Below are 13347 nucleotides of genomic sequence, written 5' to 3'. Positions count from 1 at the left end.
GTTCTCACCTCTTTTATTTATCTTGTTAATGCAAATGCAATCAATTTGTCTAATAAATCGCCGAATTCAATACCGGCTTCTTTCATCATCGTCGGATAACGTGATGTATCCGTAAAGCCGGGAATCGTATTTACTTCATTCATCACAATGCTTTGTTGAGGAGTAACAAACATATCAACCCGTGTCATACCTTTACAATTCATAGCACGATAAGCTTTCAAAGCCAAGCTTCTTGCCTCTTCAAACAGCTCTTTACTGATTCTGGCAGGACAGTAGATATGAGAGTCTACCATTTGATATTTCCCTTCATAATCAAAGAATGGAGCGGCTGTTTCAATTTCATCCACACTGCCCGCAAACAACTCTTTATTTCCCATCACCGCACAGCCGATTTCAAAACCTTCAATCGTCGTTTCCAAAATCACCTTGCCACGGCCATCATGATAAAACGCATCCTTCATGCTTTCTTCAAAGTCATCAAAGGAAGCAATTTTATGAATACCGAAACTACTGCCGGCATTGGCCGGTTTAATAAAGATCGGTAAACCTAACTTAGCTTTTGCTTCTTCATAAATATGTCGATAATCCAAATGTTCATCCTCGTATACACACAGATAAGGGGCACAAGGAATACCGGCATTTTCCATGACGATATGCGCCATTTCTTTATCCATGCAAATAGCACTGCTCATATGATCACAGCCGACATAAGGAATGCCACTTAATTCAAACAATCCTTGAATGGTTCCATCCTCTCCATTCTTGCCATGTAGAACAGGGAAAATACAATCCACTGGAAGTGTTTCATAGCTGCCATCTTCCTTTAGTTTAAGAAACCCCTTTTGGGCAGTGGAGCAGGATAAGACACATGGCGTGATATTACCATCCATCCACGTATCATGCTCAATGGCATCTACATCACCATCATATGCAAACCATTCGCCATCCTTGCTGATTCCGATGAAGATCAGTTCATATTTATCTTTATGTAAGGAACGAATCAAGCTTGCTGCAGAGTGCAGAGATACCGGGTATTCGCTTGATTTTCCGCCAAAAATTACAGCTAATTTCAATGTACTCATTTTACTACCTCTTCTTCCTTTTTTACTAATGCATCCACTACTTCATCCAGCTTCATGCCACGACTTCCTTTTACTAACAGCATGCAGTCTTTATGCTCATATGGACGAAGATAACAGATTAATGCTTCTTTATCCGTAAAGTGTTCAATATGTACACCTGTTAAGTTATTAAATGCTCCTTGTGTGATATAACGCGCCATATCACCAATCGTTAAGACTTCATTTAAATGGTACTTCGCTAAATCTTTACCTAATGTATAATGAATCATATCACTGGTGTCACCTAGTTCCAGCATATCACCTAATACCGCAATCTTATAAGGAACATCAAATTCTTCCATGGTATCTAAAGCTGCCAATGCACTTTGTGGATTTGATTTATAAGAATCATTTAAGATCAAACACTTACCAAAATCAACAAGCTCATTGCGCAATCCTGTTTTTTCAATATTTTGATAACCTTCTCGGATTTCTTCTACACTTAAACCTAACGCTTTCGCTGCAATCCAGGCAGCTGTTGCATTCATCGCTTGATGCTTACCAATCATATCTACATGATATGGACACACATCATCATTTAAACAGAAACTGACACCTTCACGTTTTTGCGTGATATGCGAAATCACATAGTCATTCTGTGGCTTCACTCCAAAGGTGCGGATACGAATATGTCCGGGAATCTGTGCATGGGTGACCGCATTTTGCAAGATTTCCTGATCACCATTGTAGATAAACAAGCCATGCTCTTTTAATCCTTCAACAATTTCTAATTTCGCTTTAGCGATATTTTCCATCGTTTTCAGATTTTCTAAATGCGCAGTACCTACATTTGAAATAATCGCAATATCCGGTTCTACCATATGCGTCAGAAAAGATAATTCCCCTAAATTTTCCATTCCCATTTCAATAACAGCTGCCTCAACATTTTCACTCAAACTTAATAAGGTTAAGGGAACACCTATCTCATTATTATAATTGCCCAATGTTTTTTGCGTGATGTAGTGTTCTTGAAGCAATGATGCTAAGATATCTTTGGTACTCGTCTTTCCATTACTGCCGGTAATTCCTACCACTTTCATATTTAGTTGATGCCGATATGCCTTTGCTAAGTCTTGCAAAGCTTTTGTTGTATCTTCAACTAAAATAACAACGACCTCTTTGGGAGGATTCGGCTCTTTTCGTTCCCATAAAACAGCTTTTGCCCCATTCGCAATCGCTTGTGCAACATATGCATGTCCGTTATTCTTCACACCATGGATTGGGATGTATAAGTTTCCTTCCACGACCTTGCGAGAATCAATACAGACACCCTGAATCTTATCTTCAATAGCCCCATTTTCTATATAGTCCGCATCCAACATACGGATAATTGCATCAATTGATCGTATAATCATGAACCTTACGTCCTTTCATTAACATCTTAATATCTACACATATCTTGTTTTCGTGTGATATGTTCCGCATTTTATTATAGCATAACCCCTCCAACTTGAACCAAAGAATTTTCATAATTTCCTTATATTATCGTAAGAATTCCCACATCCATTTTTTTACAGCGCTTTCATGCCGAAAGAATCCCTAACCATAGGAAAGTTCTACCTAAAAAGCAAAAACATCTGTAGAAAGCTAAACACATAGCTACATTTGCATTCACAAAGCTTAATAATAAGGTTAACCATCGAACATATGAAAAAAACATATCGGCATCTTCTCATATAAGAAGCATTACCTTGCATAGCATTCACTCATTCATACCATAAAAAAAATCAGACCATATGTGATCTGATCATATTTTCGGATGCGCTTATAAGTTTTCCAGGAAAGTCTTTAAAAAGATGTAAGTTCTATCAAAGCTATCCATATCTAAGCGTTCTTGTGGTGTATGAATATCTTCCATCAGCGGTCCCATCGTTACGATTTCCATGTTTGGATTTAAGGCTTTAAACACACCGCATTCTAAACCTCCATGTACGGCTAACAGCGTTAATTCTTTTCCATAAATATCCTTGCATACACGTTTCATAACTTCCCGCAATTCGCTTTTTTCATCATAGCTCCAAGCTGGATAGCGTGCCTCATGCTTTGTTTCAAAACCAAAAGCCTCTGCTAAAATATCCATAGTGATTGCTAAATCATCCACATAAGATTCCAAAGCCCCTCGTAAGGAAACATTTAACATGACTTCTTCATCGCAATGAATGACTGCAAGATTACTACTGGCAGTACTTAATCCTTCAATGCTCATACTGTGATGATGTAAACCATCTGGCACACTAAGCATTAGTTTTAATAAATTTTCACTATCTTCAATGGACATGGCTGTTTTTGCTGATGTTTCATAAAATGCGACTTCCATATTCGCATCACTGAATTCCAATTCCTTTTTTATTACCGCAGTCATTTCCCGGACTGTTTTTTCCAATTTTATAAAAGGTGCATCACTAAAGAAAACAGCTGATGCTTCACGTGGAATTGCATTATCCTTGTCACCGCCATCCATCATATGCAACTGCATATCAAATTTTGCATTTACTGCATATAATATGCGTGCTAATAAACGATTGGCATTTCCACGTTCTTTATCAATTTCACCGCCACTATGGCCACCTTTTAACCCCTTTACATCTAAACGATATGCCTTTTCTTGCATAGGCACTTGCAGATTTGGACGTGTGAAGATTACATTCATACCTCCTGCCGATGAAATACAGGTTGCGGTTTCCCCACCATCATCTAAATTGATCATGCGATTTGCATGCAATTGTTCTTTCTTTAATGCCAATGCACCAAATAATCCTACTTCCTCCTGTACGGTAAAAATGCATTCCAGCATTGGATGTTTGGCCTCTTGATCATCCAATAAAGCCAGCATATATGCCACACCGACACCATCATCCGCGCCTAGCGTCGTTCCTTCCGCCATTAAATAACCGTCTTCCAGTTTTAACTTTAAAGCATCCTTTGCAAAGTCAAAATCCACATCGCGATGTTTCTCACAAACCATATCCATATGAGCTTGTAAAATGATCGGTTCATGCTCTTCATAGCCCTTGCTTGCCGGCTTACATATAATGACATTATTCATTTCATCACGTTCATACGTAAACTGATGTGCTTTTGCGAATTCTTCTAAATAAGCACTATATGCCTCCTCATGAAAAGAACCATGAGGGATACGCGTCATCTCTTCAAAATACTTTTGATGAGCAAATGCATGATTCAAAATAGTTTCCATTTTATACATCCTCCATAAACATAGTGTTATTGTACCACATTCTCTTTGAATTACCATGAGATACGCCTTATTGTTTCACATTCATCTGCCGATAATACCCAATTCGCTCCTTAGCGCACTTCAACTGTTTCGGCGACATTGTGATTTTCCCCTTCTGTATAGCAAACAGACCTTCCTCTTTCAATCTGGCAATCGTACGATTTAATGTTTTTACACTGATGCCAATTTCTTCATACAATGCATTGCGTGTTTTTTTAACAACGATATGCATTGCCTGCGGATCCTTTAAAAAGGCAGATTCCACATTATTGATCAGATAATCCAGTAATAAGAATTGGGGAGGATAAAACAGCTTTGCCCCACGATTATAACTCGAACGATATAGTTTTAAGGCAACTTTTGCCGCAACCAGACGCAAAAAGTGTATATCCTTAGCAATCCAATCTTCAAAATCTTGCCTGCTTAAGTATAAAATGATACTTTCTGTAATTGTCTCAATCGTCACGCTGGTTTTCGGCATGCCTGCTAAAATCGTTACTTCTCCAATAAAATCTATCGGTTCATTTTTTTCAATCATAAATATATTGCCATTCTCAAATTCATTAATGACCCGATGTTCACCACTGGCGACAATTCCAAAATAGTCAAGCGGACTATCTTTTTGATGAATGATATATCCACTTGGATGTACCTTGATGATAAGACGCTTTTTATATTCTTCAGGCATATACGTAAGATAGTCTTTTAATTGGGGCACGATATGATATACTTCTTCCAATGTCACAGTATCACCTTCATCATTGATTGTATCATGAAATAGTAAAAATTTTCCTTGAAAATAGCCCATTTGTCCTTTTTTTACCTAATTATGATCTGTTACCATTACAAGGAACAAAAGAGAAAGAGGAAGAAGGTTTATATGAAAAAAGAAAAGTATTCATATCGTTCTTTACAAGAACGCTTGCGGCAGGAATATAAATTATATCTGCTGGCTTTTGTATTTATCGTGATTGCAGATGGTATTGGCGTAATCAAATTACCGATTTGGAAAGGAACTTTTATCCTATTCCCCATCTTTTATGCAATTCTTATGGGGGTATGTGCAGGACCATGTGTTACAAAGTTCATTAAGCGAAAAGAGGTCAAAGCTGCCAGTAAATTGGTTATTGTTGCGATATGTCCTTTTATCGTCAAGTTAGGCGTTAATGCCGGAGCCAGTCTAGAAACCGTCATTTCCGCCGGACCTGCCTTATTATTACAAGAAATCGGTAATTTAGGAACCATCTTCTTAGCATTGCCAATTGCCCTATTGTTAGGTCTAAAAAGAGAAGCTATTGGAGCCACACACTCAATTAATCGAGAAAGTAATCTGGCATTGATTACCGATATGTTTGGTCCGGATTCACCAGAAACCAGAGGAAGCTTATCCATCTATATCGTTGGTGGCATGATTGGAACGATTTATTTTGGTTTTCTGGCTTCTATGAGCGCTGCCACTTCGTTATTTCATCCCTATGCCTTAGGGATGGCTTCCGGTGTAGGGGCCGGTATCATGATGGCAAGTGCTACCGCATCTTTATCCACGATTTATCCGACGATGGCAGATCAGCTTTCTGCATTAGCCAGTGCCAGTGAAACCATCAGCGGAATCACAGGAATTTATGTTGCCATCTTTATTGGTATTCCCTTAACAAAAAAATTATATGACATCTTAGCACCACGCATTAGCAGAAAGAGAGGCGAATAACATGCGCATACAAGAATGGATTTTTTTATTTATCGTAGCTAGCTGTGGCATTGCCTTAGCTAATTTTGTCGGATTTCAAGTTGGACTCATAGAGTCATTACCAGGCATCGGCATCCTATTCGTTTTATCTTTATGTGGTGTTGTCATTAGTAAAGTATTACCTATACGCTTACCCATCGTAGCCTACTGTTCCCTATTAGGGTTATTAGCAGCATCCCCCCTTTCTTTCTGTCGGGAATTTGTCATTACATCCGTTAATCAGATCAACTTTACGGCACCTTTAACAATGGTAGGGGCATTTGCCGGTATCTCTATTAGCGATCAGTTAAAAGAATTCGCTGCCCAGGGATGGAAAATGATCATCATCGGCCTCTTGGTCATGACAGGAACTTTTTTAGGTTCAGCCGTAGTTGCCCAGATAATGCTGTCCATCACAGGAGCTATCTAAATGCTGTTACAAGATATTGCCTATTTAGATGAAACGATGGAGGTAAAAGAACATCAAGATATCCGTATTCAAGACACATGTATTCATGAAATAGCAAATCATGGCTGCTTATCTCCTTATCCAAAAGAAGAATGTTTATCCGGAAAAGGCTTGCTTGTGATGCCTGGTTTATGTGATGCTCATATGCATACCGGGCAACAATTGTTAAAGGGATGTGTCTTAGATGCATCCGGAATGATATGGAAAGATATCATGTTACCTTTTGAAAGTACGCTGACAGATGAAATCATGCAGTTAAATGCTGAATTGGCTGCTCTTGAAATGATACGTAATGGCACGACCTCGTTTTTAGATGCCGGCAGCTACCATATGGATGCCGCAGCTAAGATCTATGCACAAAGTGGTTTGCGGGCACAGTTAACCTGTAGTACGATGGACGATGCAAGTCTTCCCATCCAAATACAGGATGATGTAGAGAGCGCTTTGGCTAAAAATGATGCTTTTTATGATACGTGGCATCAAAAAGGCAATTTGAAAGTCAGCTATTCCCTACGCACGTTATTATCTGTTAGTGAGCGTTTGATTAAAGAAATACATGCTCATGCCAAAGCCCGTAATGCTTTATTGCAAGTTCATATGAATGAATATGAACAAGAGGTACACGCTGTTATTGCAAAATACGGTATGCGTCCATATACCTATCTTGATCAATTAAAGATTCTAGATGAGCGCTTTGTAGGCGCCCATTCTCTCATCGTAGATGTAGAAGAAATATCCCTGATGCAGAAGCATCATACACATGTTGTACTATGCCCTTTCAGTAATAGTGCCAAAGCTTTGGCACCCTATCCCACCTTAAAAAAGCAGGGTCTTTTACTTGCCTTAGGCAGTGATGGAAGTGCTCATGGAGGCTTAAGCCTGTGGAATGAAATGCGTCAGCTTCGTTGTATGATTCATGTGACACATGGCATCGCAAACCATGATCGTCATATTTTAAGCGCCAAAGAACTCTTGCATATGGCCATTACAAATGGGACAGCCCTTATGCAAGAAAAAAATTTGGGTTGTATCAAACCCGGCTATTTAGCCGATCTGATATTTCTTAATATCCATCAGCCTCATCTTTATCCCAGCGGCAACCTTACAAACACTTTAGTAGAATGTGTGGAAGGGCATGATGTGCTGCATAGTATGGTCAATGGAAAATGGCTGATGAAAGATCATAAGATACTAACACTCGATGAAAAAGCTATTTTCCAAAAAGCCGTTGCCTTTCAAAGAAAGTCATAAATATTAAATCTATTCAATATTTTCGTAAACATCAATATAGGAAACAGAAGCAAGAACATTTTATCTATCATTCATGCTTCTTTTTTAATAGGTATACCTTATTTTGATACACAGCACTTATTTATAATTAAAAAAAACGCTATGCAAATGCGTTTTCTCATACTTTTTATATACAGTTACTAACACTTACAAAGGATCCTTTCACATCTATCTATTGATAAAAAAGTATTCCGACAACACCAGAAAGCATCATTAAAGCAATGGGATTCATCTTCCATTTGCGGCTAATGAATAAAATAATCAAAAAGATAAAGACGGCTGGTATTTGGATGGCCTCCATAGCAATCCTTCCCTCTTTGAAAAAAGCTAACGACACAATGATTGCCGCTGCTGCCATAATCAGACCCAAAGAACCGGCTTTTAATCCTTTTAATACTTCCATAAAAACACGTGAGGAAGAAAAGCGTTGAAAGATATGATAAATACCATAGGCAATGCATACCCCCATGCAGATACAGCCAATCGTTGCACATAATGCACCAGGTATACCTGCTACACGCATACCAACAAATGTGGAAGTATTCACCGCTAAAGGTCCCGGTGTCATTTGGGAAATTGTAATAATATCCGTAAACTCTTGTGCGCTCAACCAATGTTGACTTTGAACTACCTGTTCACTGATCATAGGAATAATGGCATATCCACCGCCTATACTGAATAAGCCAATCTGAAAGAAAGCAAAAAATAATCGTAATAAACTCATATGCTCACGCTCCTTCTCTCCATATGGACTTTCAGTACACAAATCAAGGCACACAAAATAATCAAAACAGCCACATTCATTTGAAAGAAATAATTTAACACAAAGACCGCCGGAGTCATTAAGATGAAAAACAATTGCTTTTCTTTCACGATCATTGCATACATATCAACAATCAAATCAACAATCAATGCCGCAACACCTGCTTCCATCCCTTTTAATACAGCATTGACCATTGTATTATCCCGAATCACACTATAAATTGCTGAAACAATAGATAAAATGCATAAAGGTGGTAAAATTGCTGCAATACAGCTAACAAATAAGCCACTTTTACCAGCAACTCGATAACCACTTAAAGCACTCATATTAATAGCTATCGCACCAGGAGAAGACTGTGCTATAGCTGCAATCTTCATTAATTCGTCTTCATCGAAAAACGCTTTATTCTCTACATAATATTTCCGGATCATTGGTATAACGACATAGCCGCCGCCAAAAGTAAAGGCACTGATAAACATATTGATACCAAACAGCCAAGTCAGCTTTTTCATCTTATTCATAAAAACACCTCTTCGATAATAGTTTACCATTTGACACAGCATAAATAAAATTATATTATTTTATAAGATAGATAACCTATAGGTTATGGAGGTAACTATGGATATCCGACGTTTTCGCATCTTTCAAAAAGCCGCAGAACAGCAAAGTTTCACAAAAGCTGCTCAATCCTTGTATATGACACAACCAGCTGTTTCAAAAGCCATTCGTGAATTGGAAGAAGAGCTGCAGACACCCCTTTTTGAACGCTTTCCCAAAAAAGCCATCTTGACCCCGGAAGGGCAACTTTTCTTAAAAAAAGTAAATGCCTTATTGACCCACTATGACGATGTCCTGCAACATGTTGCAAAGATTCATTCCCAATACACCCTGCGCATTGGTTCTAGCATCACCATAGCAAATGACTTTCTTACCACTATCTTGAAGGATTTAAAAAAAGCTTATCCCTCTTTGTCGATGCAGGTGGAAATCGCGTCAAGTTCGGCTATTTTAGATAAACTAGTCCAACAGCAATTGGATATAGCTTTTGTTGAGGGGATGATTGATCAAGATGCATTTATCTGTCTGCCCTTTTCAACCTATCACATAAAAGCGGTCGCTCATCCCGAAGTATTGCAGAAGCAATCGATTACTTCTCTATCGGATATCGCTAAATTTCCATTATTACTGCGAGAAGAAGGCAGTGCCATACGTGATGTTGTAGAAAGCTGTTTCTTGCTATATGATATTCCTTTACATCCCGCATGGACATCAACCAATTCTACCGCTTTATTGAAAGCCGCAACGAAAGGTTTTGGTATCACGTTTCTTCCGGAAAAAATGGTTACAAAGAAATTAAAGAACCATACGCTTGAAGAAGTACAGTTAGCTGAGCTTCAGCTGATGAATAGAAATCACATCGTATATCTGAAACATAAACATGTCAATGATGCAATGCATACGCTGATTAAATTGGCAAATACCATCCCCCATAAATAAAGGAAGGATTGCCCCTTCCTTTATTTTTGTTTTAGAATACTTTTATTAATTTCCAATAGGTCTGTTGCCATGCGTTCCAATGATACAAATAAACGGAATTACCACTTGCATCATAATCTCCTCCACGCGTTAACTTAAAGTCTGGATATTGCTTTAATTTGATGACATACGTTCCATCATACAGTTTCATCGCTTGCCACTCATCCGCCATAGGATCTGTATAGGGATTCAGATATGCATGTCCTTCGACATGCCCATAATATGTTGGAGGTGTCTCATATTGACTTGCTGCTGTAATATAATCTGAGTGGATATGATAGATATCAACTACCTTGTTATTATCAAGTTGACTTCGTAAGATAAAAGCATTACCGCCGATATTTTGTAAATTCCAATATTGCGCATTATAATCCCCATTGGGTTGGATATTTAATTTAGTAAAAGCTTGCGAACCTGGTGCTGTTAACGCATATCGCGCATCTGGTGATGTGAAAGCATATGTGCCATCTGCTATATAGACATTATTTTGATTAACATGAATCGTACATTTGGTTGTTTTTCCATTACTTGCTCTTGCGGTGATTGTTGCACTACCAGCTGCTTTGGCCGTTACTATTCCAGAAGAGCTGATGCTTGCAATATTAGTGTTGCTAGTTGTCCATGTTACTTTTTTATTTGTTGCATTGGCTGGTGTTATGGAAGCTTTTAATTGATATGTGTTTGGGGTATAAAGGGTTACTAACGAGGTATTTAATTTAATTCCTGTCACTTTTTGTTCAATCGCGATTTTCGCGCTGCCAGATACTGTCGCGTAATTCTTGTTTGTGATTTTATAATATACGGTTGTAATACCGATTGATTTACGATATGGTTTCGTTTTTGTCCAATTCCCTTTCGTACTAGTACGATAATAAACCACTGAGTTTTTCGCTATATTGCTAAGCGAAATGGAATGATTTTTTCCATCATAATATCCTGTATAACTTTTTACGCTAGGTTTTTGCATACCTGTTTTTACCGTGATAGAAGATGTACCATAAACCGTTTTCGTACAATTTGCATTACTTAGTTTATAATATACCGTCGTTTTTCCAATAGATGTGCGCGTTGGTTTCTTCATTGACCAGCTAGCTCTTGTGCTTGTACGATAATATATCTTTGTACCCGCTGTTACATCATGAAAACTTATCGTATGGGCTTTTCCATTATAAGAACCGCTATACCCCTTTGCTTTACCCTTTTGTATTGCTTTTTTAATTGTAATCTTAGCACTACCTGTTTTTGTCCTTATGCAATTACTATTCACTATTTTGTAATACACCGCCGTTGTTCCAACACTTGTGCGAGTAGGTTTTTTCGTAGACCATTTTGCCCTGTTATTGGTACGATAATATACTTTAGAACCTGCTGCTACATTACTCATACGTATCGTGTGAGACTTTCCATTATATGTTCCTGAATAACTTTTTGCATAGCCTTTTTGTGATGCCTTCTTAATTACAATTTTCACAGTTCCCGTTTTCGTATTTGTGCAATTGCTATTTACAATCTTATAATAAATTGTCGTCGTTCCTGCACTTGTACGGGTTACTTTCTTTGTTGACCATTTCGCTTTCGTACTCGTACGATAATATATCTTAGAGCCACTGGCAACATTATTGAAACTTATTGTATGAGATTTCCCATCATACGTTCCACTATAACTTTTTGCATAACCTTTCTGAATATTTTTTTGAATAGTAATTTTTGCGTCCCCGCTCAGCGTTTGAAAATAAAGGGGATTTGTTATTTTATAATATATTGTGGTCGTTCCCGCACTTGTTCGCGTTGGTTTTTTTAAGGACCAAGCGCTACTTGTACTTGTTCGATAATACACCTGAGAACCACTTGGTACATTTGCAATACTTATACTATGTGGCTTACCATCATACCTACCATTATAATCTTTTACAACAGCAGGAATTTTTATTTCACCTTTTTTGATATAAAGCTTATGTGCTGATGTTAGATCTATTGGATATATCTGAATATTTGTTCCAGATTCAAAGTTTCCCCCTGAAGCATTCATTGCCATATAAGGAGCACATTCTGGTTGTAATGAGTAGCCATCATTAAATTTCCGTATGAAGAAGCGCTGCGCAGGTCCAGGATTGTATGAATAGAACTGCATATTCGTAGCACTTTTTGAAGCAGCCTGATACACATCTAAATATAATCCTGTTTTCATATCTTTTATGGTATATGCCTCATTCGCTGTTCTGGTAAACTCATAAATAGCTTGATTAGAAGAATTAATGTTTCCTAATTGTGCATTGTTATTTACATTCACCAAATATGTGTTATTAGAAAAGCCTATTTGCGCATAAAAATGCTCTCCAAGATTTTGCGCTTTACCTAGCAAATTATAGGCGTTAGGTATCATCTCCACCAAATTAGATAATGGTGATTCACCAGCACTATTTTTAGCGGAAACTCCTGCCCAATAATTCTTTCCTAATAAAGGTATTGTATAAGAGAAATTTCTTCCGACATTTATAACCTTCATTTCTTCATCTGCACAATAAATTCTTACGATATATTCACTGGCTCCAACATCATTCCAAGACATCGTGTAATGATAGCCAGAATTGCTTAAATTAAGAGTTGGAGCATTTGGAATACTTTCATTAGTAAAATTTCCTAAATAGATATACCCTTGAAAACCTGGATCTTTTTTCTGAATTCCAGTAATACTATCCGTTTTTGTTCTAAAGTTAAATCCACCATAGGCTGATTCAGAAATCGTCATCGTATTTCCATTTACTGCTTCTACTACCGCTACATGCCCATCACCACCATTCCAACAAATGATTGAACCAATTTTAGGTGTGTTTCCATAGCTAAACGCGCCCTTATTTACATTATCGTTAAACCAATTATAAGCGTGACTTCTTGATAAATTTGGTTTATATCCTAAAATTTCATATGCTCTACCCCAAGCATAAGCTGTACAGTTTGGCATACCATAACCAGATTGATAAAAAGGATTATCAGAATAATAATGGTAATCACTTTTACTTGGTGCCGATGTCCTTGGATAAAAAATGGCAGCAGCCTGTAGTTTCGATAATACATTGCTATCTTGAAAAATAAAGCTCATTGATAAAAAAAGTGATAGTAATGCAAATGATACTTTTCTAATTGTCTTTTTGCTTGTTTTCATCTGTTTCCCTCCATGAATAAAATAAGAAATGGATTCATTCCTAT

General features: G+C 37.6%; 11 protein-coding genes. 4 read left to right on the top strand and 7 right to left on the bottom strand.

Going from position 1 to position 13347, the window contains the following annotated elements:
* Window positions 1-17 precede the first annotated feature (17 nt).
* The 4 genes from EDD61_RS05430 to EDD61_RS05415 form a co-directional block, all read right to left on the bottom strand.
* Entirely contained in the window at window positions 18-1082 is a 1065-nt protein-coding gene (locus EDD61_RS05430; protein ID WP_008687593.1) for a D-alanine--D-alanine ligase family protein, read from the bottom strand.
* Window positions 1079-2476 carry a UDP-N-acetylmuramoyl-tripeptide--D-alanyl-D-alanine ligase gene (locus EDD61_RS05425; RefSeq protein ID WP_132224433.1) on the bottom strand — a complete coding sequence of 466 codons (1398 nt, stop codon included), beginning with the start codon at window positions 2474-2476 and terminating at the stop codon, window positions 1079-1081. The genes EDD61_RS05430 and EDD61_RS05425 overlap by 4 nt, the downstream gene beginning before the upstream one ends.
* A gap of 410 nt (window positions 2477-2886) precedes the next feature.
* Complete coding sequence (pepD, locus tag EDD61_RS05420) at window positions 2887-4317, bottom strand: beta-Ala-His dipeptidase (RefSeq protein WP_132224431.1); 1431 nt, start codon at window positions 4315-4317, stop codon at window positions 2887-2889.
* 67 nt (window positions 4318-4384) lie between these two features.
* Window positions 4385-5164 carry a Crp/Fnr family transcriptional regulator gene (locus EDD61_RS05415; RefSeq protein ID WP_243642689.1) on the bottom strand — a complete coding sequence of 260 codons (780 nt, stop codon included), beginning with the start codon at window positions 5162-5164 and terminating at the stop codon, window positions 4385-4387.
* A 72-nt stretch (window positions 5165-5236) separates the two neighbouring features.
* On the opposite strand from EDD61_RS05415, the gene EDD61_RS05410 reads away from it, so the two are divergent.
* The 3 genes from EDD61_RS05410 to EDD61_RS05400 are packed head-to-tail and all read left to right on the top strand — an operon-like array spanning window position 5237 to window position 7802.
* Window positions 5237-6064 (top strand): DUF3100 domain-containing protein, encoded by an 828-nt coding sequence (locus tag EDD61_RS05410; protein ID WP_008978677.1) that lies wholly within the window; start codon window positions 5237-5239, stop codon window positions 6062-6064.
* Window position 6065: 1 nt separating this feature from the next.
* Entirely contained in the window at window positions 6066-6512 is a 447-nt protein-coding gene (locus EDD61_RS05405; protein ID WP_008687587.1) for a membrane protein, read from the top strand.
* Window positions 6513-7802 (top strand): amidohydrolase family protein, encoded by a 1290-nt coding sequence (locus EDD61_RS05400; RefSeq protein ID WP_132224429.1) that lies wholly within the window; start codon window positions 6513-6515, stop codon window positions 7800-7802.
* 211 nt (window positions 7803-8013) lie between these two features.
* Here EDD61_RS05400 and EDD61_RS05395 read toward each other — a convergent pair whose 3' ends face one another.
* Both EDD61_RS05395 and EDD61_RS05390 read right to left on the bottom strand, forming a co-directional pair.
* Window positions 8014-8565: a chromate transporter gene (locus EDD61_RS05395; RefSeq protein WP_020990842.1), complete on the bottom strand. Its 552-nt coding sequence runs from the start codon at window positions 8563-8565 to the stop codon at window positions 8014-8016.
* The gene (locus EDD61_RS05390) at window positions 8562-9125 is read right to left on the bottom strand and encodes a chromate transporter (RefSeq protein ID WP_008687583.1); all 564 of its coding nucleotides are present in this window, start codon (window positions 9123-9125) and stop codon (window positions 8562-8564) included. The genes EDD61_RS05395 and EDD61_RS05390 overlap by 4 nt, the downstream gene beginning before the upstream one ends.
* Window positions 9126-9222: 97 nt before the next feature.
* On the opposite strand from EDD61_RS05390, the gene EDD61_RS05385 reads away from it, so the two are divergent.
* On the top strand, window positions 9223-10101 hold the full coding sequence (locus EDD61_RS05385) for a LysR family transcriptional regulator (RefSeq protein WP_008687582.1): 879 nt from the start codon (window positions 9223-9225) through the stop codon (window positions 10099-10101).
* Window positions 10102-10132: 31 nt separating this feature from the next.
* On the opposite strand, the gene EDD61_RS05380 is transcribed toward EDD61_RS05385, so the two are convergent.
* Complete coding sequence (locus EDD61_RS05380) at window positions 10133-13303, bottom strand: CHAP domain-containing protein (RefSeq protein ID WP_132224427.1); 3171 nt, start codon at window positions 13301-13303, stop codon at window positions 10133-10135.
* Window positions 13304-13347: the final 44 nt, after the last annotated feature.

It is taken from the genome of Longicatena caecimuris, from assembly GCF_004341945.1.
In the GTDB taxonomy this organism is placed as follows: Bacteria; Bacillota_I; Bacilli_A; order Erysipelotrichales; family Erysipelotrichaceae; genus Longicatena; species Longicatena caecimuris.
This window is presented reverse-complemented; position numbering and strand designations above follow the sequence as displayed.